Genomic DNA, 25,622 nt, shown 5'->3' on the forward strand with positions numbered 1-25,622 from the left:
CATAATGGCGTTTACCCGCCGCCAGGACGTACACTACGGGGTAAAATTGTGTCGTTGACCACTGTAAAGAGAAGACCATGGATCAGTTTGAATGTATTAACGTAGAAGAAGCCCACCAGAAGATGCACCAGGGAAAAGCGGTGCTGGTGGACATCCGCGATCCGCAGAGTTTTGCGATGGGCCACACGCCGGGCGCGTTTCATCTCACTAACGACACGCTGGGCGCGTTTATGCGCGATAACGACTTCGAGACGCCGGTGATGGTCATGTGCTACCACGGCAACAGCAGCAAAGGCGCGGCGCAGTATCTGCTTCAGCAGGGCTACGACGCGGTGTACAGCGTCGACGGCGGCTTCGATGCCTGGCATCGTCATTTCCCGGCAGAAGTGGAATACGCTTTTAAGCGCTGATCCCGCTATACTGTCCCCTTTTGTGTGGAAATAAGCGACCGCTGCCCATGTTGATGATCACCTCTTTTACCAACCCGCGCGTCGCCCAGGCGTTTGTCGACTATATGGCGACGCAGGGCGTTATTCTGACCATTCAGCAACATACGCAGACCGACGTCTGGCTGGCCGACGAGAGCCAGGCCGCGCGCGTAAACGAAGAGCTGGCGCGTTTTCTTGAGAACCCCGGCGACCCGCGCTATCTGGCGGCCAGCTGGCAGTCCGGCCAGACCGGCAGCGGATTGCACTACAGCCGTTTTCCCTTCCTTGCCACCATCCGCGAGCGCGCCGGCCCGTTTACGCTGCTGCTGATGGCGGCCTGCATTATCGTCTTCATTATCATGAACGTGGTGGGCGACCAGAGCGTGATGATTGCCCTGGCCTGGCCCTATGACCCGTCTGTTGAGTTTGACGTCTGGCGCTACTTTAGCCACGCGCTGATGCACTTCTCGGTGATGCATATTCTCTTCAACCTACTCTGGTGGTGGTATCTCGGCGGCGCCGTAGAAAAGCGCCTGGGCAGCGGCAAGCTGATCGTTATCACCCTTATCAGCGCCCTGCTGAGCGGCTATGTGCAGCACAAGTTCAGCGGGCCGTGGTTCGGCGGGCTGTCGGGCGTCGTGTATGCCCTGATGGGCTATGTCTGGCTTCGCGGGGAGCGCGATCCGGAAAGCGGCATCTATCTGCAGCGCGGATTAATAACCTTTGCGTTAATATGGCTAATTGCCGGATGGTTTGATCTGTTTGGTATGTCTATCGCCAACGGTGCGCACGTCGCCGGGCTGGCCGTGGGGTTAGCGATGGCCTTTGCCGACACGCTCCATGCGCGAAAACGAACATAATTCTCAGGGATAATTGATGAAACAAACACAACGTCATGACGCTATTATCGAACTGGTAAAAAAACAGGGATACGTCAGCACCGAAGAGCTGGTGGAGCAGTTTGCCGTCAGCCCACAAACCATCCGTCGTGACCTGAACGACCTGGCCGATCAGAATCGCATTCTTCGCCACCACGGCGGCGCGGCGCTGCCGTCCAGTTCGGTCAATACCTCCTGGCATGACCGTAAAGCCACGCAGACGGCAGAGAAAGAGCGCATTGCCCGCAAGGTCGCCAGCCAGATCCCGAACGGGGCGACGCTGTTTATTGATATCGGCACCACGCCGGAAGCGGTCGCCCATGCGCTGCTGGATCACGAGAACCTGCGCGTGGTCACGAACAACCTGAACGTGGCCAATACCCTGATGCAGAAAGACGACTTCCGCATCATCCTCGCGGGCGGCGAACTGCGCAGCCGCGACGGCGGGATTATTGGCGAAGCGACCCTCGATTTTATCTCTCAGTTCCGCCTCGACTTCGGCATTCTCGGGATCAGCGGCATCGACAGCGACGGCTCGCTGCTGGAGTTTGATTATCACGAGGTGCGCACCAAGCGCGCGATTATTGAGAACTCACGTCACGTGATGCTGGTGGTGGATCATTCGAAGTTTGGCCGAAATGCGATGGTGAACATGGGCAGCATCAGCATGGTGGATGCGGTCTACACCGACGTGATGCCGCCAGCGGGCGTGATGCAGGTGATTAAAGATAATAATTTGCAGTTAGAGTTGTGTTGAAAAGCCGTTCTCCCTCTCCCTGTGGGAGAGGGCCGGGGTGAGGGCATCAGACCGCAGAGGTCCTACACGCCATACCCCATCATCTTCAACAGCTGCTGCGCATGCTGCACCGCATCCTGACGATGCGCCACGCCCAGCTTCTGATACAGATTGCGGATATGCGTTTTGATGGTGGTCGCCGCCACCGCAAGCTCACCGGCAATCTGCTCGTTGCTGTAGCCTGAATAGATCAGACCCAGAACCTGCCATTCGCGCTGCGTGAGCGGACTGGTGCGGATAAGCTCCGGCACTTCCGGGTGGTTCAGCAGACGTTCAACGAAGTTCTCATCAAAATGCGCGAACTTGTGTCGATGATGCTGGTTAATCTCGCGCAGAATGCGCTGGGCGCGATGCTGGTCCAGCTCCGGCAGCGTGTTGAGCTGAATAAGCTGACGCAGCTGCTGCGCCATCACTTCACCTTCAATCACAAAGTGGCTGATAAAGCCGGTGCGGTTAGCCAGCTGCAGCGCTTCCAGCAGCACGAGCTGGGCATCGTTTTTACGACCCGCCTGCCAGTAAAGCTGGTTCAGCAGCAGCAGGTTGCGGTTCAGGTCGCTCATCAGACGCAGGCTGCGCGCGTTCTCGTTCAGCTCTTCCAGCACAATCTCTGCGGGCTCTAATTCACCGAGCAGGATCTGCGCGCGGGCAATGTTGCGCCACTGGCTCTGCAGGAAGTGGTTGTTCGCAAATTCGGGTTTAGGCGTCTGACGCAGCCAGTTGGCGGCGGATTTTTTATCGCCGGTCATCTGCCAGTAAATCACCCGGACCTTATCGGCGTTTGAGACCCAGTCGCTGTGATACTGACCGTTGCCGAGCAGGTTCTCCAGGCGGTTCAGATGGTTGCGGGCGTTATCGAGATCGCCGCGTGCCAGCGAGCACTGTACCAGCAGCGCCAGACACTGCAGCTGCTGCTGAGGCTGGAAGCTGGAAAGGACATCCACACCCTGGCGGGCGCAGCTTTCTGCTTCATCCAGACGCGACCATGCCCACAGCAGCTGAGCGCGAATACGCAACAGGAACTCGTGCATCGGCAGCTGTTCCAGGTGCTGTTCACGAATCAGCTGGAACGCTTTTTCCTGGTTTTCCCAGGCGGCCTGCAGGAACCCCTGCGCGAATAAAATCTCGCTCTGTTGGATCAGGCTCCACAGCGCGTAATGCCAGACATCATGTCGACGCGCCATCTGTTCGGTTTGCTGCATCAGTGAAAGGGAACGGGTGAGGTCGCCTTTGCAGTGCAGCACTTCACCGTGCACCGAGGTCGCCACGATGCGGCTGTAGAAGTTAGCCAGCGGCAGTTCATCCAGCGCGACCATCGCCAGCCGTTCAGCTTCGTCCGGGTCGCCGTCGTTAATGGCCACCTGAGCGCGCAGCGCGTTGAACTCGCCGTGCAGGGTGGTATCCATTTCGCTTTCCATCTCCTGCTCTGCACGCGCCAGCAGGGTGTTCACTTCGCTGTAGCGGTGCTGGCTCTGCATCAGCCAGGCCTGCAGCAGCACCAGACGCGGATTCTCCAGCAGGCTTTCCCACGGCAGGGCTTTGAGAGACTCTTCCAGCAGGGTCAGCTCGCTGTGGTTAAACAGGCCCCACGCATGGTTGAGGAGGATATCGCGCAGCATGCTGGCATCACCGGCGGCCAGCGCGTGGTGGATGGCCTCGCTCGGGAAGCCTTGCGCCATCCAGCTTTCGGCAGCGGCGCGGTGGATCTCCGGCAGTTCAACCGCCAGTTCCCACTGACAGCGCTGGCGCAGGAAGCTGCCAAACAGCGGGTGATAGCTAAACCACTCGCCGGGATCGTCCATGCGCGTCAGGAAAAGGCCCTGACGTTCAATCTCTTCGAGCTGCAGCTGTCCGTTTTCACAGCCCGTTACGCGCACGATAAGCGCATCGTTCATGGAACGCAGCAGCGAGCTTTTCAGCAGGAAATTACGCGTCGAGGGATCGACGCTGTCCAGCACCTCATCCACCAGGTAGTCGGAAAGGTGACTGGCGTTGATGCCCGCCAGACGCCGCGCAGACTGATGCGCCGGACTGTTGTTTTGTCGGGCAGAGAGCGCGATAAGCTGCAGCGCCGTGGCCCAGCCGGCAACGTCATCACACAGACGGCTGCTCTCGGCGGCCTCAATCGGTGATGTCAGGCGGCAGTCAAAGAACTGTTTCGCTTCCTGGTGGGTAAAGGCCAGCTGCTGGCTGCCTACTTCCAGAAGCTGATCGCGCACGCGCAGGTTGGCAATACCCAACTGCGGCAGGTTGCGTGACAGCACCACTAAAGTCAGGTTTTCCGGCTGATGGCGCAGGAAGAAACGCATCGATTCATGAATCACCGGATTCGTGATGAGATGGTAATCATCGATCACCACGTAAAGCGGGCGATGCCATTCGGCCAGTTCGATAAACAGCTGAGAGAAAAGGGAGGACAGGCTGGCGTACTGGCGCTTTTGCACCATCACCTCACTGGCGACGCAGTGTCCATGGGTGGCTTGCTGTATGGCGGCAATCAGATAGCTGGCAAAACGCTCCTGCTGGTTATCGCCCTCGTCGAGGGAGTACCAGCCAAGATCGCTTTTACCCGCGGCCCATTGCGAAATGAGCGTTGTTTTTCCATAGCCTGCAGGGCTCGTAACCAGCGCCAGTCGGAAATTATGCGCGCCGGAAAGTTTAGCCAACAGACGCTCGCGGACCACTGTATGGTCAAGACGAACCGGGCGACTTAATTTAGACGGAATCAACATAGGTTTCACTTCACTGTGGGGAACGAGAGATTTTATTTTTTTGCGCTTCGTAATTAATACGATATAAGGTCGAACAGAAAGAGAACTATTGCAAGTTATGTCTGGGTTTTGTGGTTCTGAATTTGCACTCTGTCACAAAACATTCAGGCAAATGTTGGAACTTTCTCGAAAGGCCCGTAACGCCGCGTCACTGCTGGCTTGTCTGTATACATTGCCGCTGCGCTGAAACTGGTTTCAGAAAGGTATAGTGACGTCAAATTTAATAAAGTGCGGGTAAAGTTGAGTGAGAGTAATAGTCTTTTGAGATGTGTCCCGATGGCTAAATTATTATTCTACGTAAGTAATCATTTCAGAACGGATTAATTTCACCCGAAACTGCATTTCATTTCTTTGACATTCTCCCCGGTTACTTTTTTATCTTCCGGGCACACTCGAACTATGCTCTGAGAGTGGCCTCGATCACACTTTTATGCTCATCCCCGCTACTCCTCCCTGTCTAATCCCCCACAGGAGGAGGAAGAGGGGAAATGAGCCAGGCACACTAGCGCCAACTTGTGTTTTCTTTCTAAAGGATGCCGATCCCCTATGTCACAGCCTACCTTCAACAAAGCTCAATTTCAGGCTGCCCTGACGCGTCAGTGGCAGCGTTTTGGCCTTCATGCTGCAAACGAGATGACGCCTCACCAGTGGTGGCAGGCCGTGAGCGGTGCGCTCGCAGAACAGCTGGATGCTCAACCGGTGGCAAAGCCTGTTAAGGGCCAGCGTCACGTGAACTATATCTCGATGGAATTCCTGATTGGCCGTCTGACGGGCAACAACCTGCTGAACCTCGGCTGGTATCAGGACGTCGGCGATGTGCTGAAAGAACACGACATTAACCTGACCGACCTGCTGGAAGAAGAGACAGACCCGGCGCTGGGCAACGGCGGTCTGGGTCGTCTGGCGGCCTGTTTCCTCGACTCCATGGCGACCGTCGGCCAGTCGGCGATTGGCTATGGCCTGAACTATCAGTACGGCCTGTTCCGTCAGTCGTTTGCCGATGGCCATCAGATGGAAGCGCCGGACGACTGGCATCGCAATACCTATCCGTGGTTCCGCCACAACGCGCAGCTGGATGTGCAGGTCGGTATTGGCGGGAAAGTGACAAAGCAGGGGCTCTGGGAATCGGCGTTCACCATTACCGGTGAAGCCTGGGATCTGCCGGTGCTCGGCTACCGTAACGGCGTGGCGCAGCCGCTGCGTCTGTGGCAGGCGAAGCACGCGCATCCGTTTAACCTGACCAAATTCAACGACGGCGATTTCCTGCGCGCCGAGCAGCAGGGCATCGACGCCGAGAAGCTGACCAAAGTCCTCTACCCGAACGACAACCACCTGGCCGGTAAAAAGCTGCGCCTGATGCAGCAGTACTTCCAGTGCGCCTGCTCCGTAGCGGACATTCTGCGTCGCCATCACCTGGCGGGCCGCAAGCTGGCGCAGCTGCCTGACTTCGAAGTGATTCAGCTCAACGATACGCACCCGACCATTGCGATCCCGGAACTGCTGCGCGTGCTGATCGACGAGCATCAGCTGAGCTGGGACGACGCCTGGGCCATCACCAGCCGTACCTTTGCCTACACCAACCACACCCTGATGCCAGAAGCGCTCGAGTGCTGGGATGAGAAGCTGGTGAAAACGCTGCTGCCGCGCCACATGCAGATCATCAACAAGATTAACGACCAGTTTAAAACCCTGGTGGCTAAAACCTGGCCGGGCAACAAAGCGGTCTGGGCGAAGCTGGCGGTGGTTCACGATAAGCAGGTGCGCATGGCGAACATGTGCGTGGTCAGCGGCTTTGCGGTGAACGGCGTGGCGGCGCTGCACTCGGATCTGGTGGTCAAAGATCTCTTCCCGGAATACCACCAGCTGTGGCCGACCAAATTCCACAACGTGACCAACGGCATCACGCCGCGTCGCTGGATCAAGCAGTGCAACCCGCTGCTGGCCGGTCTGCTGGATAAGACCCTGAAGAAAGAGTGGGCCAACGATCTGGACCAGCTCATCAACCTGGAAAAATACGCTGACGACGCGAAATTCCGCGAGCAGTACCGGGCGATCAAGCTGGAGAACAAAGTTCGCCTGGCGGAGTTTGTGAAAGTGCGTACCGGCATTGAGATCAACCCGAACGCCATTTTCGATATCCAGATTAAACGTCTGCACGAGTACAAACGTCAGCACCTGAACCTGCTGCACATTCTGGCGCTGTACAAAGAGATCCGCGAGAACCCGCAGGCTGACCGCGTGCCGCGCGTGTTCCTGTTCGGTGCGAAAGCGGCGCCGGGCTACTACCTGGCGAAAAACATTATCCTCGCCATCAATAAAGTGGCGGCGGCGATCAACAGCGATCCGAAAGTGGGCGATAAGCTGAAGGTGGTGTTCCTGCCGGACTACTGCGTCTCGGCGGCTGAAATGCTGATCCCGGCGGCGGATATTTCCGAGCAGATCTCGACTGCAGGGAAAGAGGCGTCCGGTACCGGCAACATGAAGCTGGCGCTGAACGGCGCGCTGACCGTCGGTACGCTCGACGGGGCCAACGTCGAAATCGCCGAGAAGGTGGGTGAAGAGAACATCTTTATCTTCGGCCATACCGTGGAAGAGGTGAAAGCCATCAAGGCCAAAGGCTATGACCCGGTGAAATGGCGTAAGAAAGACAAAGTGCTCGACGCGGTGCTGAAGGAGCTGGAAAGCGGTAAATACAGCGACGGCGACAAGCACGCGTTTGACCAGATGCTGCACAGCATGGACAAACACGGCGGTGACCCGTATCTGGTGATGGCGGACTTCACGGCCTACGTTGAAGCGCAAAAGCAGGTCGACGTGCTGTATCGCGACCAGGAGGCGTGGACCCGCGCGTGCATTCTGAACACCGCCCGCTGCGGTATGTTCAGCTCTGACCGTTCAATCCGTGATTATCAGGCCCGTATCTGGCAGGCAAAACGCTAAGGAAGCGCGATGGAGAGTAAACGTCTGGACAGCGCCGCGCAGGCGGCGGGGATCAGCCTCAGTTACATTAATGCGCACGGCAAACCGCAGTCTATTGGCGCCGACACCAAAAGACGTTTGCTGGACGCCATGCACAAAGCCGACGCGAAAGCGTCGGTTGCGCCGGTGCCGAACGTGAAGGTGTTCACCGCAGGCAAAAAGATGCCGCTGGCGGTGGAGGGGCGCGGCGAGTTTAGCTGGCTGCTTACCACCGAAGAGGGGCATCAGCACAAAGGCCACGCTACCGGCGGCAAAACGTTAAACCTTCCGGCGAAGTTGCCGGAGGGGTATCACACCCTCACGCTTACCCAGGATGACCTGCGTTTCCACTGCCGGGTGATCGTCGCGCCAAAACGCTGCTACGAGCCGCAGGCGCTGCTCGAAGGCAAAAAGCTGTGGGGCGCATGCGTGCAGCTCTACACCCTGCGCTCCGACAGCAACTGGGGCATCGGTGATTTTGGCGATCTGAAAAAGATGCTGGTGGATGTGGGCGAGCGCGGCGGCGCGTTTATCGGGCTCAACCCGATCCACGCGCTCTATCCGGCTAACCCGGAGAGCGCCAGCCCGTACAGCCCGTCGTCCCGTCGCTGGCTGAACGTGATTTATATCGACGTTAACGCGTTAGATGACTTCAAAAACAGCAAAGAGGCGCAGGCGTGGTGGAAACTCAGCACCACGCAGCAGGCCCTGAAGCAGGCGCGCGACGCGGACTGGGTGGACTATTCCACCGTCACGGCGCTGAAAATGGCCGCGCTGCGTCTGGCGTGGAAAGGCTTTTCGCAGCGCGATGACGAGCAGATGGCCGCGTTCCGCCAGTTTGTGACGCAGGAGGGCGAGAGCCTGTATTGGCAGGCGGCGTTTGATGCGCTGCACGCGTATCAGGTGAAAGAGGACGAAATGCGCTGGGGCTGGCCGGTCTGGCCTGACGCGTATCAGTCCGTCGACACGCCTGAAGTGAAAGCGTTCTGTGAAAAATATGCCGATGAAGTGGACTTCTACCTGTGGCTGCAGTGGCTGGCGTACAGCCAGTTTGCCGCCTGCTGGCAGGTGAGCCAGGGCTATAAGATGCCGATCGGCCTGTATCGCGATCTGGCCGTCGGCGTGGCAGAGGGCGGCGCGGAAACCTGGTGTGACCGTGAGCTTTACTGTCTGAAAGCCTCCGTCGGCGCGCCGCCGGATATTCTTGGTCCGCTCGGTCAGAACTGGGGGTTGCCGCCGATGGATCCGCACGTCATGGCGGCGCGCGCCTACGAGCCGTTCATCGACCTGCTGCGCGCCAACATGCAGAACTGCGGCGCGCTGCGTATCGACCACGTGATGTCCGTGCTGCGTCTGTGGTGGATCCCGTACGGTGAAACGGCCGATCACGGGGCGTACGTGCAGTATCCGGTTGACGATTTGCTGTCGATCCTGGCGCTGGAAAGTAAACGCCATCAGTGCATGGTGATCGGTGAAGATCTCGGTACCGTGCCGGTGGAAATTGTCAGCAAGCTCCGCGACAGCGGCGTCTACTCCTATAAAGTGCTCTATTTTGAAAACGACCATGAGAAAACCTTCCGCGCGCCGAAAGCGTACCCTGAACAGTCAATGGCAGTCGCGACGACGCATGACCTTCCTACGCTTCGTGGCTATTGGGAAAGCGGCGATCTGACGCTCGGTAAAACGCTGGGTCTGTATCCTGATGAAGAGGTTTTGCGCGGCCTGTATCAGGATCGCGAGCTCTCGAAACAGGGGCTGCTGGATGCGCTTCACAAGCAGGGCTGTCTGCCGAAACGTGCCGGACATAAGGCGTCGTTGATGTCGATGACCGCTACCCTCAATCGTGGCCTGCAGCGCTATATTGCCGACAGCAACAGCGCCCTGCTGGGCCTGCAGCCGGAAGACTGGATTGATATGGCGGAGCCGGTGAACATTCCGGGCACCAGCTATCAGTACAAGAACTGGCGTCGCAAGCTGTCCACAACGCTTGAGAAGATGTTTGCCGATGACGGGGTGAACAAGCTGATTAAGGATTTGGACAAGCGCAGAAGGGCGGTGGGCAAGAAGCGGTAGTATCGCCCTCACCCTAACCCTCTCCCAGAGGGAGAGGGAATAGAATGTAGGCCGGGTAAGCGTCAGCGCCACCCGGCTTTTTTACATCAAACCACCATATTCAACAGCAGCACCCCGACCAGACCACACACCGAAATAATGGTTTCCAGCGCGGACCAGGATTTGATGGTTTCACCGATCGTCAGGTTGAAGTACTCCTTGAACAGCCAGAAGCCAGGGTCGTTAACGTGAGAGAAAATCACGCTACCGGAACCGACGGCGATAACCATCAGCTCAGGGCTTACGCCCGTAGTCGCAATCAGCGGGGCAACGATACCGCCCGCGGTGATCGCCGCAACGGTCGCAGAACCCAGCGCAATACGCAGAACCGCGGCAATAGACCAGGCCATCAGGAGCGGCGATACGTTGGTTTCATGCATCATGGCAGCGATGTATTTGTCCACGCCGCTGTCGACCAGAACCTGCTTGAATGCACCGCCACCACCGATGATCAGGAGCATCATGGCTATGATTTTGATGGACGAGGTCAGCGTGTCGTTGATCTGATCCATTGAACGGCCGCGGTTCAGGCCGAAGCTGAACATCGCGATCAGCACCGCGATCAGCGTTGCCATCACCGGGTCACCCAGGAATTCCGCAACGGACAGGAAAGCATGACCTTTCGGCAGGATCATCTCCGCCACGGCGCGCATCGCCATCAGGATCACCGGTACCAGAGAGGTCCAGACGCTGACGCCAAAGCCCGGCATCTCTTCTTCGGTGAAGGTTTTGGCGCTGTACAGACCTTCCGGAATCGGCTTATCAATGCCTTTCAGGAAGCGGGCATAAACCGGGCCTGCCAGAATCACGGTTGGGATCGCCAGAATCGTACCGAACAGCAGGGTTTTACCCATATCCGCGTGGAAGATAGTTGCGATAGCGGTTGGCCCCGGGTGCGGCGGCAGGAAGCCGTGGGTCACGGACAGCGCCGCAGCCATTGGCACACCGACATACAGCAGCGGGATGTTTGCCGCAGCCGCGATGGTGAACACCAGCGGCAGCATCAGCACGAAGCCCACTTCATAGAACAGCGCGAAGCCGACGGTAAAACCGGTTAATACCACGGCCCACTGAATGTGCTGTTTACCGAATTTGGCAATCAGGGTGGTGGCAATACGCTGTGCGCCCCCGCAGTCCGCCAGCATTTTGCCGAGCATGGCGCCGAAGCCCATGATCAGCGCCAGGCTGCCGAGCGTGCCGCCGACACCGGCTTTGATGGAACTGATAACTTTAACCAGCGGCATACCCTGCATCAGACCGACTGCAAGTGCCACCAGAACCAGAGCGATAAATCCGTTCATTTTGAAACGGATCATCAAGAGCAGTAATAACACAACACCGATAGCAACGATGACTAATGGCATGATTTACCTGGCCTTTGAATTGTTATGGGTAACGTCATTGTTTCAACGACAAATTCCGATTGTCCCAACTGGGAACAGAGTATTAACGGCACTCATACTGATGCCTTCGAAACCATTAAGTTTAGTCGGCTGTTATAAGGATGCTGAGTGCCCACGAGAATGATACGGGTAACATGGCGCGATTGAGAATCACCCAGGGAGGCTAAATTTGAATTATGAGACGCAGGTCAACATATAGGAGGTAAACGCAAAACGGTAACCATGAGGTTACCGTTTTTAATGTTTTCACCCTCTCCCGTGGGAGAGGGCCGGGGTGAGGGCATCAGACCTCACTATTTCTGTAGGCCCGGCAAGCGCAGCGCCACCGGGCGATACGGACGGATACTGAATTAGTAGTAAGAGTGCTCGCCGCGCTGGTGTTCGGTCAGGTCACGCACGCCTTTCAGTTCCGGGAACTCGTTCAGCAGCTGCTTCTCGATCCCTTCTTTCAGCGTTACATCGACCATGGAACAGCCGTTACAGCCGCCGCCAAACTGCAGAATGGCAAAACCTTCGTCGGTGATTTCCATCAGGGAAACACGACCGCCGTGGCCCGCCAGCTGTGGGTTGATCTGGGATTGCAGCAGATACTCAACGCGCTCCATCAGCGGGGCATCGTCAGACACTTTACGCATTTTCGCGTTCGGCGCTTTCAGGGTCAGCTGCGAACCCAGCTGATCGGTGACGAAGTCGATCTCCGCATCTTCAAGATACGGTGCGCTTAGCTCATCAACGTACGCGGTGAGCTGTTCAAATTTAAGGGCAGTGTCAGTCGCTTCCACAGCGTCCGGAGGACAATAAGAAACACCACATTCTGCATTCGGAGTGCCTGGATTAATCACAAACACGCGGATCTGCGTCCCTTCTTCCTGATTTGCCAGCAGTTTGGCAAAGTGCGCTTGTGCAGAATCGGAAATACGGATCATAGCTTTGGCCTAATAGTTGACTAAATTACCTGGGTATAATCATACGCCCATTGAAGAAGGGCTACAAGGTACGGCACAGACACCATACCTGAACCGACGCGGCGCCGCTTCGCAAAAGCAGTCGGGAAAGTTCAGCAACGGTACTGCCCGTGGTGACGACATCATCCACAATCGCGATATGAAGGCCGTCGACCGGCAATTCAAGGCGAAAGGCATTTTTGAGGTTTCTTTTGCGAAGCCGGGCGCTGAGCTGATGCTGAATGGCGGTGGCATGAACGCGTGTCAGCGCGCGGGCCTCATACCGACAGCCGAGCCACCGTGCGAGGGAACGGCAGAGCAGGTCACTCTGGTTATAGCCGCGCCGCCAGTGCCGACGTCGGTATAAAGGGACATTCACCACCATGTCGATTTTCGCCAGAGCCCGCTGACGTCGCGCCTGCAAAACCGCCAGCAATAGCAGGCGGGCAAGGGGCTGTGCCAGCGAGCTCTGCCCGGAAAACTTCAGCGCATGAACCAGTCTGCTCAGCGGGGGGACATAATCATCCACGGCCACCAGCGCGCTCCACGGCGGGGATTTTTTCAGGCAGCGGCCACAGGGCAACGAGGGGTTTGTGGCCGGTAAACCACATTGTGGACAGATCCCGATACGCCATTGCAGCGATCGCGTGCAGACGGAGCAGACGCCCCACCCGCTGAGCGCCAGCGGCATTTGGCATAGCCAGCACAAGCCGGGTACTGTTAGCATGTGCAACCTCCATGTGAAAAAAAGAGAACAGTAACTGATGAAGACGCTGTGGTGGCAGACCGTAGGGACAGGAAATTGCCATCTTGTGCTGCTGCACGGATGGGGCCTGAATGCGGAAGTATGGCATTGCATACGTGAGGAACTTGCCTCGCATTTCACACTGCATCTGGTGGATTTACCCGGCTTTGGCCGCAGCCGCGGGTATGGCGCGTTGTCGCTTGATGAAATGGCGCAGCAGGTTCTGGACGCTGCGCCGCAAAACGCGGTCTGGCTGGGCTGGAGCCTGGGCGGGCTGGTGGCGAGCCAGATTGCACTGTCGCGGCCTGAACGCGTAAAAGCGCTGGTGACGGTGGCGTCATCGCCCTGTTTTAGCGCGCAGGAAGAGTGGCCGGGGATCAAGCCTGATGTGCTGGCGGGCTTCCAGCAGCAGCTGAGCGAAGATTTCCAGCGGACCGTAGAGCGGTTCCTGGCATTGCAGACAATGGGCACTGACACCGCGCGTAAGGATGCCCGAACGCTCAAGCAGACCGTGCTTTCGCTGCCGATGCCGGAGGTTGAGGTGCTTAACGGCGGTCTTGAGCTCCTGAAAACGGTTGACCTGCGCGAGCCGCTGGCCGCGCTGAGGGTGCCGCACCTGCGTATCTACGGTTACCTCGACGGGATTGTGCCGCGCAAAGTGGTTCCGCTGCTGGATTCGCTCTGGCCGGAGAGTGAATCGCAGATCGTTGCCAAAGCCGCGCATGCCCCGTTTATCTCTCATCCGACGGAATTTTGTTCAGCGCTGATTGCGTTAAGTCAACGTTTCGACTGATTATTTTCTATCCTGCCTGGAAAAAGTAACACACCGCAACCATACTCCAGATGTCGTTGCGGTTGTTCTGCCTACGATAATCAAAACAACAATCCTATGGAGAGTCAGGCTATGAAACTTGTTACAGGTATTGTCACTTCTCTGGTTATTGGGTCACTGTCATTTGGCGTCTTTGCGGCAAAAGAGCTGGAAAAAGATAAAGTTGCCGGCATGAATCTGACGAAAATTGGTGAGATTTCTACGTCTGACACCACCGCGCCGATGGACGCGAGAAAAGAGCTGTCGAAGAAAGCGGATGAGCTGGGCGGAACGTACTACGTCGTCACCAGCGCTGAAAAGCAGACCAAAAACGTACGCGCAACGGCGGACGTCTATAAGTAATACGATAAAGCCGGGCAGCGATGCCCGGCTTTGTTAACGCAGCGCCCACCACTCCCTGAGGCAGGCCTTTCCTTCCGGACAGCTTTTACAACTGCCGGAGAGACAGCCGTCCGCGTCTTCCTGAATCCGCACGGCTTTCCCCATGGCTTCCAGTCTTTCCAGCATGGCATCGATCATCTGCTGCGGGGTATGCAGGCTGAGGCTCAGCTGTTTCGCCTCCATTCGCCCTTGCAGTGCCAGCATGTCACGAACCTGAATCAACGATGCCATGCTTTGCTCCTTAGTGACAGTCGCCCGCCGGGCTGCTGCTGCAGGTCGCGGCGGTTTTACGGTTTGCCAGCAGGTCGATGTCGACGCGGCTGCGCGCACGCCGCAGCAGACCAAGCACGATCGCGTTAAACAGCACAACCGCGAGAATGCAGACCAGGCTGTAGCGCGGATGCTGGCTGAAGTTAACGGTTTGATAAAAGAGCGTCGACAGCGAGTACGCAATGTTTAACCCCCACAGGATGGAGAAGCCCATCCAGCCGCGGCTGGACTCGCGGGAAATCGCCCCCATCACGGAGATGCACGGAATGTAGAGCAGGACAAAGATGAGGTAGCTGTAGGCCGCAGACGCGCTGCCAAATTTCTCGCCCATCACGCCCATGGCACCCGTCGCCATTTCGCCGTCGCCTTTGCTCGCCTCAATGGGGTTCGCCAGCACGCTCAGGCTGAAAGTGTCTTTCAGGCTCTGCCAGGTTTCCTCTACGGCACCCAGCAGTTCATGGCCGAGATGAAACTCTGCCGGATTAAATTCCTGTTCCTGAATGTTCTCGGCGGTGTAAAGCGTGTTCAGTGTGCCGACAACCACCTCTTTCGCCATCGCACCGGTGAACAGCCCGACGGTTGCCTGCCAGTTATCCTCATGCACGCCAATCGGTTTGAAGACCGGCGTAATGACGCGGCTGACGGAGGCGAGGGCGGAGTCGTTGATGTTATCTGCCGCCTGCCCGCTGAGGGTGAAGCTGTTCAATGCGCTCAGGAAAATGCTGACGATGACAATGACCTTACCGGCGCGCAGCACAAAGCCCTTCAGGCGCTGCCAGGTCTGGATCGCCAGACTTTTCAGATGCGGCACGTGATACACCGGCAGCTCCATCACAAACGGCGACGCTTCACCGCGCATGATGGTGTGCTTCAGCATTAAACCGGTAAGAATAGCCATCACGATGCCCAGCACATACAGCGAGAAGACCGCCAGCGCGCCCTGCTGGCCAAAGAAGGCTGCGGCAAAGACCGCAAAGATGGCCAGACGGGCACCGCAGGACATAAACGGCGCCATCATGATGGTCATCAGACGCTCGCGCGGCGCATCAAGCGTGCGCGCGCCCATTACCGACGGCACGTTACAGCCGAAGCCGACAATCAGCGGGACGAAGGATTTACCCGGCAGACCCAGCGCCTGCATCAGGCGATCCATCACGAACGCGGCGCGCGCCATGTAGCCGGAATCTTCCAGGAACGAGAGGAACAGATACATCATGCCGATCTGCGGCACCAGAGGCAGAACGGTGTTGATACCGCCGCCGATCCCCTGTGCGAGGAAGATGGTTAACCATTCCGGGAAGTGCAGGGTGTAACCTACCCACTGAATTCCGTGGACGAAGACCGCGACGGAACCGGCGTCGAAAATGGGCTGGAGCGCGCCGCCGATGTTAATGGCGAGCAGGAACATCACATACATCACCAGCAGGAAGATGGGCAAACCGAGGAAGCGGTTAAGCACAACCTTATCCACCGCCGCCGTAAAGCGGCTGGGCTCTGCCGTCAGGGCGTTGCTGACAACGTCGCAAATCGAGGCGATGGCCTGGTAACGCGCATCGGCGATGTGCAGCGCCGGGTCCTCCAGCTCGTCGCTAAGACGGGCCACCGTCGCGTCCAGCTTATCAGCCGCATGCCCGGCGTAAGCGCGGCTGTAGATATCCCCTTCCAGCATCTGCAGGCCGAGCCACAGGCGCTGTTTCGCAGGCATGCTTTGGTCCATCTCCTGCGCCAGCACATTGGCTTCGCGCAGGAGAGGCTTCGCGTAATGCACCAGCTCAATGTCACGATTTCCCTGGTGACGGTCAATAGCCAGCTTCAGCGCATCAATACCGCGAGCGCGCGTCGAGACCAGCGGAACGACCGGACAACCCAGGCGCGCGGAGAGGGCATCGACGTCGATGCGCAGCTTTTGTTTCTCCGCAATGTCGAGCATGTTGAGCGCCACGATGCAGGGGATCCCCAGCTCCAGCAGCTGCAGCGTCAGATAAAGGTTACGCTCAAGATTGGAGGCGTCGACCACGTTGATCAGCAGGTCCGCGTCGCCGCCAAGAATATAGTGGCAGGCAATCTGCTCATCGAGCGAGGTTTGCGACGAAATGGTGGTTAAGGAGTAGGTGCCGGGAAGGTCAACCAGCGTCACCTGGTTGTCCGTTGTCGTGAACTGGCCCTCTTTACGCTCAACCGTCACGCCCGCCCAGTTGCCCACGCGCTGGCGCGCTCCGGTTAGCTGGTTAAAAAGCGTAGTCTTGCCGGAATTAGGATTGCCAATTAAGCCAATAGTTAACTTTTTCATTTTTTTAGACTCACTGAAACCGCTGGCTTGTTATCGGGTTAAGGCTTCGACTTCTATTAACGCGAGGTCTTTCTTACGCAGCACCAGATTCACGCGGCGGGTTTCGATATGAACCGGATCGCCCAGCGGCGCCACGCGCACGACCTGGAATGACGAGCCGGGCAGCATGCCCAGCGACAGCAGCTTTTGCCGATAGGCCGGGCTAATTTCGCGGGTAAAACCGGTAATCTTCCATGCACTGTCTGGAGTGAATTGCATAACGCCTGATTCCACGAAAGGTTAAATAATCTACTATGGGATGATAATGAGAATAGTTTTTATCAGCAATATTAAAACTGTGACGGAATGTTGTTTACGGTATTAATTTACGGCCTGTTTGACCTGGCTCAATATTTGCTGAATTGCCAGGAAAACGAAAAGGGGAGTATTTGTTAACGGGGTGATAATTCGTGGTTTAAATATGGCTATGCAATCGGTTTCATATATTTCGATATGATTTTATTCCCCCCACCCATGAGGACGAGGGGGAAAGACCGCACCGTGCGATCCCCTCTCCCCTTTGGGGAGAGGGTTAGGGTGAGGGGCATTGACAGCCTTAGCGTTTCTTACCCATCGCTGCCGCCAGCGCATCCATCATCGCGCTGTTGCCAGCAGGCTGAGCATCGCGTCCGCGCGGTTTTGCCGCTTTCGCGGCCGGGCGCTGCTGCTCGCGGCCACCGCCATTGCCGCCGCGGCGCGCGTTGGTGTCGCCCGGCTGCTCGTCCAGACGCATGGTCAGCGCGATACGCTTGCGCTGCAGATCCACTTCCAGCACTTTGACCTTCACGATGTCACCCGCTTTAACCACGGTGTGCGGGTCTTCAACGAACTTGTCGGCGAGGGATGAGATATGCACCAGACCGTCCTGATGCACGCCGATATCCACAAACGCGCCAAAGTTGGTGACGTTTGTCACCGCGCCTTCCAGCACCATGCCGGGCAGCAGGTCGTTCATGGTTTCCACGCCGTCAGCAAAGGTCGCCGTTTTGAACTCAGGACGCGGATCGCGGCCCGGCTTTTCCAGCTCTTTGATGATGTCGGTGACGGTGGGGACACCAAATTTGTCATCGGTGAAATCAACGGCTTTCAGGTTGCGCAGGGCGCTGCTGTCACCCATAAGATCTTTCAGTGCCTGCTGGGTGGCGGCCAGAATGCGTTCCACCACAGGGTACGCTTCCGGGTGAACGGTAGAGGCATCCAGCGGGTTATCGCCGTGGTTGATGCGCAGGAAGCCCGCACACTGCTCAAAGGCTTTTGGCCCCAGACGGCTCACCTTCAGCAGCTGCTGACGGTTCTGGAACTGGCCGTTCTCATCACGCCAGGCGACGATGTTCTGCGCCATCATGCGGGTTAAGCCCGCCACGCGGGTCAGCAGGGGAACGGAGGCGGAGTTCAGGTCAACGCCGACGGCGTTTACGCAGTCTTCCACCACCGCATCCAGCTTACGCGCCAGCTGAGTCTGGCTCACGTCGTGCTGATACTGGCCCACGCCGATGGATTTCGGGTCGATTTTCACCAGCTCCGCCAGCGGATCCTGCAGGCGGCGTGCGATAGAGACCGCACCGCGCAGGGACACGTCCAGGTCCGGGAACTCCTGGGCCGCCAGCTCGGACGCGGAATAGACGGATGCCCCGGCCTCGCTGACGATCACTTTCTGTGCCGTCACTTTCGGGAACTGCTTCTGCACGTCGAGGTAGAAACGCTCGGTTTCACGTGAGGCCGTACCGTTGCCGATGGCAACCAGCTCCACGTTGTATTTTTCGCACAGCGCCGCTACCACGACGGCCGCTTTCGCTGCCTGGCCGGTGTGCGGATAAATAGTGTCGGTCGCCACCAGCTTGCCGGTGCCGTCAACTACAGCGACCTTCACGCCGGTACGCAGACCCGGATCGAGCCCCATAGTCGCACGCAGGCCGGCAGGAGCGGCCATCAGCAGGTCGTGCAGGTTACGGGCGAAGACGTTAATCGCTTCGTCTTCGGCGCGCTCGCGCACGGTGCCCATCAGCTCGGTTTCGAGGTGTATCAGCACCTTGATGCGCCAGGTCCAGCTCACTACGCCTTTGCGCCAGCTGTCCGCCGGGGCGTTGTTCAGGCGCAGGCCGAGATGGTCGATAATGATCTGCTCGCAGTGGCTCTCTTTCGGCGGCTCGTCAAACTGCGGGTCGGCGTTCAGGGAGAGCTGGAGCACGCCTTCGTTGCGGCCGCGGAACATCGCCAGCGCGCGGTGAGAAGGGGTGGTTGAAATCGGTTCGTGGTGATCGAAGTAGTCGCGGAACTTCGCGCCTTCTTCCTCTTTGCCCGCGACGACGGTAGAGACGATGTGGGCATTCTTCCACAGGTAATCACGCACTTTAGCGAGCAGGGCGGCGTCTTCGGCGAAGCGCTCCATCAGAATGTAGCGTGCGCCGTCGAGGGCGGCCTTGGTGTCTGCTACGCCTTTGTCAGCGTCGATAAATTTCGCCGCTTCGGTTTCCGGGTCGTGGGACGGTTCGTTCCACAGCAGGTCGGCCAGCGGCTCAAGGCCCGCTTCAATCGCAATCTGCCCGCGCGTGCGGCGCTTCGGTTTGTACGGCAGATAGAGATCTTCGAGTTCGGTTTTGCTCAGGGTGCCGTTAATGGCGCTTTCAAGCTCGCTGGTCAGCTTGCCCTGTTCGCCGATGGATTTGAGGATCGCCTGACGACGTTCTTCCAGCTCGCGCAGATAGCCCAGACGGGTCTCCAGGTTACGCAGCTGCGTGTCATCCAGACCGCCGGTGACTTCCTTACGATAGCGTGCAATAAACGGCACGGTGTTCCCTTCATCAAGCAGGCGAACGGCAGCTTCTACCTGTTCGGCTCTGGCCTGAATATCACCCGCAATAATGCGGCAGAGCGAATCATTCATCATGGCTTTATCATCTGTTGAGTCGAAAAATCAGGGGATAGTTATACGGGCTGACACGGCAAAATGCCAGCCGGGGAGGGCGCTCTCGGACTATTTTACGTAGACGATCTCATTGACGTACCAGCTGGCTTCACCGGCAGGGGTCTGAACGACGGCCAGATCGCCCACTTCCTTTTTCAGCAGCGCGCGAGCCATCGGGGAGTCGATGGAGATGTAGTCCTTACGACCAAAAATTTCATCGTAGCCGACAATGCGAAAACGTAGAGTGTCGCCATCGTCGTTTTCAATCTCCACCCACGCGCCGAAGAACACTTTGCCCTCCTGCTGCGGGGAGTAATCGACAATTTTGAGATTCTCGAGACACTTCGTCAGATAGCGCACCCGGCGGTCAATTTCGCGCAGCCGCTTTTTGTTGTACTGGTAGTCAGCGTTTTCGCTGCGATCGCCCAGGCTTGCTGCCCAGGTCACCTTTTTGGTTACTTCAGGACGCTCTTCGCGCCAGAGGTAATCCATCTCTTTTTTGAGCTTTTCGTACCCTTCGCGGGTGATCAGGGGCGTTTTCATGGTAAAGCCTTTGCTGCCTGCCGGTTAACTGTCTTGCGCACAATACGTACCGCACAGTGTAACAGACAGGATTAATAATGATTTATGTGATGAAATGAGCAGATAAGCTGCTGTTAAATATGCTTTGTAACAATTTCGACTAGAATTTATACCAGAATTAACTGGTCGAATACGTGCACTTTTTTAGAATACGCTGTTACAAAGACTATCCGAACCTTTGGGAGTACACACAATGCAAGAGAACTACAAAATTCTGGTCGTGGATGACGACATGCGCCTGCGCGCGCTGCTGGAGCGTTATCTGACCGAGCAGGGCTTCCAGGTTCGTAGCGTCGCGAACGCTGAGCAGATGGACCGTCTGCTGACCCGTGAATCTTTCCACCTGATGGTTCTCGACCTGATGCTGCCTGGCGAAGACGGGCTTTCTATTTGCCGCCGTCTGCGCAGCCAGAGCAACCCGATGCCGATCATCATGGTGACGGCGAAGGGTGAGGAAGTTGACCGTATCGTCGGCCTCGAAATCGGCGCAGATGACTACATTCCAAAACCGTTTAACCCGCGTGAACTGCTGGCGCGTATTCGCGCTGTGCTGCGCCGTCAGGCGAATGAACTGCCTGGCGCACCGTCTCAGGAAGAAGCCGTCATTGCCTTCGGCAAGTTCAAGCTGAACCTCGGCACGCGCGAGATGTTCCGTGAAGATGAGCCAATGCCGCTCACCAGCGGCGAGTTTGCGGTTCTGAAAGCGCTGGTCAGCCACCCGCGTGAACCGCTTTCCCGCGACAAGCTGATGAACCTGGCGCGCGGTCGCGAATACTCCGCAATGGAACGCTCCATTGACGTGCAGATCTCCCGCCTGCGCCGCATGGTGGAAGAAGATCCTGCGCATCCTCGTTATATTCAGACCGTATGGGGTCTGGGCTACGTGTTCGTCCCGGACGGCTCTAAAGCATGAGGCGAATGCGCTTCTCGCCGCGTAGCTCGTTTGCCCGCACCCTGTTGCTGATCGTCACCCTGCTGTTCGTCAGCCTGGTGACGACCTATCTGGTGGTGCTGAACTTTGCGATCCTGCCGAGCCTCCAGCAGTTTAATAAGGTCCTGGCCTACGAAGTCCGTATGCTGATGACCGACAAACTGCAGCTGGAGGACGGCACGCAGCTCGTCGTTCCCCCGGCGTTTCGTCGTGAAATCTACCGTGAGCTGGGCATTTCGCTCTACTCCAACGAAGCGGCGGAAGACGCTGGCCTGCGCTGGGCGCAGCACTACGAATTCCTCAGCCAGCAGATGGCGCAGCAGCTGGGCGGCCCAACGGAAGTGCGCGTTGAGGTCAACAAAAGCTCGCCCGTCGTCTGGCTGAAAACCTGGCTGTCACCCAATATCTGGGTGCGCGTCCCGCTGACCGAAATCCATCAGGGCGACTTCTCGCCGCTGTTCCGCTACACCCTGGCGATTATGCTGCTGGCGATAGGCGGCGCGTGGCTATTTATCCGTATACAGAACCGACCGCTGGTCGACCTGGAGCACGCTGCGCTGCAGGTCGGTAAAGGGATTATTCCTCCTCCGCTGCGCGAGTATGGTGCCTCGGAAGTCCGTTCGGTGACGCGCGCGTTTAACCATATGGCGGCAGGCGTGAAGCAGCTGGCGGATGACCGTACGCTGCTGATGGCGGGCGTCAGCCATGACCTGCGCACGCCGCTAACGCGTATTCGCCTGGCGACGGAGATGATGGGGGAAGAGGACGGTTACCTTGCCGAGTCCATCAATAAGGACATCGAAGAGTGTAACGCCATCATCGAGCAGTTTATCGACTACCTGCGCACCGGGCAGGAAATGCCGATGGAGATGGCGGATCTGAACGCGGTGCTGGGCGAGGTGGTGGCGGCGGAAAGCGGCTACGAGCGGGAGATTGATACCGACCTGCAGGCGGGTGAAATTCAGGTACGCATGCACCCGCTCTCCATCAAACGTGCAGTGGCGAATATGGTGGTCAACGCGGCGCGCTACGGCAATGGCTGGATTAAAGTCAGCAGCGGGTCTGAACTCAACCGCGCCTGGTTCCAGGTGGAAGACGACGGTCCGGGCATCAAGCCCGAGCAGCGTAAGCATCTGTTCCAGCCGTTTGTGCGCGGCGACAGCGCTCGCAGCACCAGCGGCACGGGCTTAGGCCTGGCGATTGTTCAGCGTATTATCGATAACCACAACGGACTGCTGGAGATTGGCACCAGCGAGCGGGGTGGGTTGAGCATTCGCGCCTGGCTGCCGGTCCCGGTGACGCGGGGGCAGGTGAAAGAGGGTTAAAAAAGGGTGGCACTAGCCACCCTTTTTGTAGGTCGGGTAAAGTGAAGCCGCCACCCGACAAAATCCGGTCTCTGCGGTCTGATGCCCTCACCCCGGCCCTCTCCCACGGGGAGAGGGAGAAAACAATAAAAAAGGCAACTTTCGTTGCCTTTTTGCTTTTACCTACAGCTTCGGTCCCGCGCTCACCAGCGCAGCACCCGCCGGGGTATCGGTATACTTCTCGAAGTTCTCGATAAACAGCTTCGCCAGCGATTCCGCCTTCTCGCGCCACTGCTCTGGAGAACCGTACGTGTTGCGCGGGTCGAGGATATGCGTATCCACACCCGGCAGCGACGTAGGGATCGCCAGGTCAAACATCGGCAGCGTAAAGGTTTCGGCGTCGTCCAGAGAACCATCCAGAATGGCGTCGATAATCGCGCGGGTATCTTTGATGGAGATACGTTTGCCGGTACCGTTCCAGCCGGTGTTCACCAGGTATGCCTGCGCGCCGGATGCCTGCATGCGTTTCACCAGCACTTCAGCGTACTGCGTCGGGTGCAGCGACAGGAAGGCCGCGCCGAAGCAGGCGGAGAAGGTTGGGGTTGGCTCCGTCACGCCGCGCTCGGTACCCGCCAGCTTGGCGGTAAAACCGGAGAGGAAGTGATACTGCGTCTGGCTGGCCGTCAGGCGAGACACCGGAGGCAGCACTCCGAACGCATCCGCGGTCAGGAAAATGACCTTCGTGGCATGACCCGCTTTTGACACCGGCTTCACGATATTGTCGATGTGGTAGATCGGGTAAGAGACGCGGGTGTTTTCCGTTTTCGACGCATCGTCGAAGTCGATGGAGCCGTCGGCACGCACGGTGACGTTTTCCAGCAGCGCATCGCGACGGATCGCGTGGAAGATATCCGGCTCGGCCTCTTCGGACAGGCGAATGGTCTTCGCGTAGCAGCCGCCTTCAAAGTTGAACACGCCGTCGTCATCCCAGCCGTGCTCGTCATCGCCAATCAGGCGACGTTTTGGATCGGTGGACAGGGTGGTTTTCCCGGTGCCGGACAGGCCGAAGAATACCGCCACGTCGCCTTTCTCACCGACGTTAGCCGAGCAGTGCATGGAGGCGATGCCCCGCAGCGGCAGCAGGTAGTTCATAACCGAGAACATCCCTTTCTTCATTTCGCCGCCGTACCAGGTACCGCCGATCAGCTGGATACGCTCGGTCAGGTTGAAGGCCACAAAGTTTTCGGAGTTCAGACCCTGCTCTTTCCACTGTGGGTTCGTGCATTTCGCGCCGTTCATCACGATGAAATCGGGGGTGAAATCCTGCAGCTCTTCGTCGGTTGGACGAATAAACATGTTTTTCACGAAATGCGCCTGCCAGGCCACTTCAGTGATAAAACGCACGGAGAGACGGGTATCGGCGTTAGCGCCGCAGAAAGCGTCGACAATGAACAGACGCTTGCCGGAAAGTTGATGGGTGACGAGCCCTTTCAGGTGCTGCCAGGTTTCCGGGGAGAGCGGTTTGTTGTCGTTCTTCCCTTTGCCCTTGTCAGCCCACCACAGCGTATCGCGGGTGGTTTCGTCTCGGACGATATACTTATCTTTCGGCGAACGACCGGTAAAAATACCGGTATCGACGGCGATAGCACCAAGATTCGTCAACACACCACGCTCGTATCCTTCCAGTGCTGGATTGAGCTCTTCCTGATACAGCGTATCGTAGTCGGGGTTGTAGACGATTTCCTGGACGTCGTGAATACCATAAGCCTTGAGATCTTGCGGGGTTAAACCAGTAACACGCATATCACTGCTCCTTAGCCAATATGTACTGCCTGAAATTGTAGGGTTTTTCTGAGGTTGTTAACCGCGACGGGGCTCATAGATTTACGCATCTGGACAAAACCCTTACTAACGGAAAACGCTGCGACTCCAGTCACAGCGCAGGCGGATTATCGCAGGAATCGCTTTTTGGTTGGGGAAAATGTTCCGAAAAGGTTAAAGAGTGGTGATTTTATCGGAAAGAATGTGAATGTAATCGCATACACGTAAGAAAATTACGTAAGAGTTACATAAGGAAAACGATTCAGCTTAAGCGGGGGTTTTTGCCCCTCACACCAGCCTCTCCCAAAGGGGAGAGGGTTAGGGTGAGGTGAAAGAGGTTTAGTGAACCTGCGGATCCGCTGGGGAGGCGTTATTGCGGATCTCAGCGATATCCATTGAATTGAACACGTAGTGCGTACCGCAGTAGTCACAGTGCATATCGATTTCGCCGTCTTCCGCCATGATGCTGTCGATCTCTTCATCCGGCAGGGTTTTCAGCGCGCCAGCACAGCGCTCGCGTGAGCAGGTGCACTTAAATTCCACGGACTGCGGATCGTAAACCGTCACTTCTTCTTCGTGGTACAGACGCCACAGCACGTCGGTCGCCGACAGGTTGAACAGCTCTTCCGCTTTGATGGTTTCGGTCAGCGTCGCCAGGTGCTCAAAGTCATTGGTTTGTGCGTCCTGCGCAGGCAGAACCTGCAGCAGCATACCGCCCGCAGCAGGCTGACCGTCCACTTCACCGGTGCGGATGAAGAGACGCGTCGGCAGCTGTTCAGAACGCATGAAGTAATCTTCCAGGCAGGTTGCCAGGGTATCGCCTTCCAGACCCACCACGCCCTGATAGCGCTCGCCTTCCTCAGGGGAGATGGTGATCACCAGGTAGCCATTACCCACCAGCGTTTTGAGGTCTGCATTTTCAGGCACGTCGCCCTGAACGCGCGCCACGCCGCGCATCTGCTGCTGGTTATTGCCGTTGATCACCGCCAGCGTCATCGGGCCGTCGCCCTGCAGCTGCACGGTGATATCACCGGCAAACTTCAGCGTCGCCGTCAGCAGGCTGGTGGCAACCAGCAGTTCGCCCAACAGGGTCTTCACCGGCAGCGGGTAATTGTGGTTTTCCAGAATCTGTTTCCAGGTTTCGGATACGGTGACCAGCTCGCCGCGCACGGCGAATTGTTCAAACAGATAGCGGTGTAATTGGTCGTGTTGGGCCATTTTCATCTCTCGTGCGG

The 25,622-nt window shown here is 57.5% G+C and carries 20 protein-coding genes; 9 read left to right on the top strand and 11 right to left on the bottom strand.

The window, feature by feature from the left end:
- The first annotated feature begins 77 nt into the window (after positions 1 to 77).
- The 3 genes from glpE to ACZ6J2_RS17225 are packed head-to-tail and all read left to right on the top strand — an operon-like array spanning position 78 to position 2,063.
- A complete protein-coding gene (gene glpE, locus ACZ6J2_RS17215) occupies positions 78 to 410 on the top strand; it encodes a thiosulfate sulfurtransferase GlpE (protein WP_471726297.1) in 333 nt (110 codons plus the stop codon).
- Between the two features lie 47 nt (positions 411 to 457).
- Positions 458 to 1,288: a rhomboid family intramembrane serine protease GlpG gene (gene glpG / locus ACZ6J2_RS17220; RefSeq protein ID WP_471726298.1), complete on the top strand. Its 831-nt coding sequence runs from the start codon at positions 458 to 460 to the stop codon at positions 1,286 to 1,288.
- A gap of 16 nt (positions 1,289 to 1,304) precedes the next feature.
- Complete coding sequence (locus tag ACZ6J2_RS17225; protein ID WP_008503060.1) at positions 1,305 to 2,063, top strand: DeoR/GlpR family transcriptional regulator; 759 nt, start codon at positions 1,305 to 1,307, stop codon at positions 2,061 to 2,063.
- Positions 2,064 to 2,125: 62 nt separating this feature from the next.
- Here ACZ6J2_RS17225 and malT read toward each other — a convergent pair whose 3' ends face one another.
- The gene (malT, locus tag ACZ6J2_RS17230; RefSeq protein ID WP_471726299.1) at positions 2,126 to 4,831 is read right to left on the bottom strand and encodes an HTH-type transcriptional regulator MalT; all 2,706 of its coding nucleotides are present in this window, start codon (positions 4,829 to 4,831) and stop codon (positions 2,126 to 2,128) included.
- Between the two features lie 585 nt (positions 4,832 to 5,416).
- Here malT and malP point away from each other — a divergent pair.
- Together malP and malQ are read left to right on the top strand one after the other, a co-directional pair.
- A complete protein-coding gene (gene malP / locus ACZ6J2_RS17235; RefSeq protein WP_471726300.1) occupies positions 5,417 to 7,810 on the top strand; it encodes a maltodextrin phosphorylase in 2,394 nt (797 codons plus the stop codon).
- Between the two features lie 9 nt (positions 7,811 to 7,819).
- Complete coding sequence (malQ, locus tag ACZ6J2_RS17240) at positions 7,820 to 9,901, top strand: 4-alpha-glucanotransferase (RefSeq protein WP_471726301.1); 2,082 nt, start codon at positions 7,820 to 7,822, stop codon at positions 9,899 to 9,901.
- Positions 9,902 to 9,987: 86 nt separating this feature from the next.
- Here malQ and gntT read toward each other — a convergent pair whose 3' ends face one another.
- The 3 genes from gntT to gntX form a co-directional block, all read right to left on the bottom strand.
- Positions 9,988 to 11,304, bottom strand: coding sequence for a gluconate transporter (gene gntT, locus ACZ6J2_RS17245; protein ID WP_471726302.1), 1,317 nt, complete (start codon positions 11,302 to 11,304; stop codon positions 9,988 to 9,990).
- Positions 11,305 to 11,693: 389 nt separating this feature from the next.
- Positions 11,694 to 12,269, bottom strand: a complete 576-nt coding sequence (gene nfuA / locus ACZ6J2_RS17250; protein ID WP_008503055.1) for a Fe-S biogenesis protein NfuA — start codon at positions 12,267 to 12,269, stop codon at positions 11,694 to 11,696.
- A gap of 61 nt (positions 12,270 to 12,330) precedes the next feature.
- Positions 12,331 to 13,014, bottom strand: a complete 684-nt coding sequence (gene gntX, locus ACZ6J2_RS17255; RefSeq protein ID WP_471726303.1) for a DNA utilization protein GntX — start codon at positions 13,012 to 13,014, stop codon at positions 12,331 to 12,333.
- A gap of 37 nt (positions 13,015 to 13,051) precedes the next feature.
- Between gntX and bioH the strand changes: the two genes are divergently transcribed.
- Together bioH and ACZ6J2_RS17265 are read left to right on the top strand one after the other, a co-directional pair.
- Positions 13,052 to 13,825, top strand: a complete 774-nt coding sequence (bioH, locus tag ACZ6J2_RS17260; protein WP_471726304.1) for a pimeloyl-ACP methyl ester esterase BioH — start codon at positions 13,052 to 13,054, stop codon at positions 13,823 to 13,825.
- A gap of 111 nt (positions 13,826 to 13,936) precedes the next feature.
- On the top strand, positions 13,937 to 14,206 hold the full coding sequence (locus ACZ6J2_RS17265) for a YdgH/BhsA/McbA-like domain containing protein (RefSeq protein ID WP_023309499.1): 270 nt from the start codon (positions 13,937 to 13,939) through the stop codon (positions 14,204 to 14,206).
- Between the two features lie 33 nt (positions 14,207 to 14,239).
- Here ACZ6J2_RS17265 and feoC read toward each other — a convergent pair whose 3' ends face one another.
- The 5 genes from feoC to greB all read right to left on the bottom strand — a co-directional run bounded on the left by feoC (position 14,240) and on the right by greB (position 20,292).
- Positions 14,240 to 14,476, bottom strand: coding sequence for a [Fe-S]-dependent transcriptional repressor FeoC (gene feoC, locus ACZ6J2_RS17270; RefSeq protein ID WP_471726305.1), 237 nt, complete (start codon positions 14,474 to 14,476; stop codon positions 14,240 to 14,242).
- A gap of 10 nt (positions 14,477 to 14,486) precedes the next feature.
- Positions 14,487 to 16,805: a Fe(2+) transporter permease subunit FeoB gene (feoB, locus tag ACZ6J2_RS17275; protein ID WP_471726306.1), complete on the bottom strand. Its 2,319-nt coding sequence runs from the start codon at positions 16,803 to 16,805 to the stop codon at positions 14,487 to 14,489.
- 30 nt (positions 16,806 to 16,835) lie between these two features.
- On the bottom strand, positions 16,836 to 17,063 hold the full coding sequence (feoA, locus tag ACZ6J2_RS17280; protein WP_471726307.1) for a ferrous iron transporter A: 228 nt from the start codon (positions 17,061 to 17,063) through the stop codon (positions 16,836 to 16,838).
- A gap of 337 nt (positions 17,064 to 17,400) precedes the next feature.
- Positions 17,401 to 19,731 (bottom strand): Tex family protein, encoded by a 2,331-nt coding sequence (locus ACZ6J2_RS17285; protein ID WP_471726308.1) that lies wholly within the window; start codon positions 19,729 to 19,731, stop codon positions 17,401 to 17,403.
- Positions 19,732 to 19,818: 87 nt separating this feature from the next.
- Positions 19,819 to 20,292 carry a transcription elongation factor GreB gene (greB, locus tag ACZ6J2_RS17290; RefSeq protein WP_014885539.1) on the bottom strand — a complete coding sequence of 158 codons (474 nt, stop codon included), beginning with the start codon at positions 20,290 to 20,292 and terminating at the stop codon, positions 19,819 to 19,821.
- 232 nt (positions 20,293 to 20,524) lie between these two features.
- Between greB and ompR the strand changes: the two genes are divergently transcribed.
- Together ompR and envZ are read left to right on the top strand one after the other, a co-directional pair.
- The gene (gene ompR, locus ACZ6J2_RS17295; protein WP_001157751.1) at positions 20,525 to 21,244 is read left to right on the top strand and encodes an osmolarity response regulator transcription factor OmpR; all 720 of its coding nucleotides are present in this window, start codon (positions 20,525 to 20,527) and stop codon (positions 21,242 to 21,244) included.
- Positions 21,241 to 22,587: a two-component system sensor histidine kinase EnvZ gene (envZ, locus tag ACZ6J2_RS17300; RefSeq protein ID WP_010436407.1), complete on the top strand. Its 1,347-nt coding sequence runs from the start codon at positions 21,241 to 21,243 to the stop codon at positions 22,585 to 22,587. Before ompR ends, envZ begins: the two co-directional genes overlap by 4 nt.
- 162 nt (positions 22,588 to 22,749) lie before the next feature.
- On the opposite strand, the gene pckA is transcribed toward envZ, so the two are convergent.
- Both pckA and hslO read right to left on the bottom strand, forming a co-directional pair.
- A complete protein-coding gene (gene pckA, locus ACZ6J2_RS17305; protein WP_023309493.1) occupies positions 22,750 to 24,369 on the bottom strand; it encodes a phosphoenolpyruvate carboxykinase (ATP) in 1,620 nt (539 codons plus the stop codon).
- Positions 24,370 to 24,726: 357 nt separating this feature from the next.
- Complete coding sequence (gene hslO / locus ACZ6J2_RS17310; protein ID WP_471726309.1) at positions 24,727 to 25,611, bottom strand: Hsp33 family molecular chaperone HslO; 885 nt, start codon at positions 25,609 to 25,611, stop codon at positions 24,727 to 24,729.
- Positions 25,612 to 25,622 lie beyond the last annotated feature (11 nt).

This window comes from Enterobacter sp. E14S (assembly GCF_055666685.1).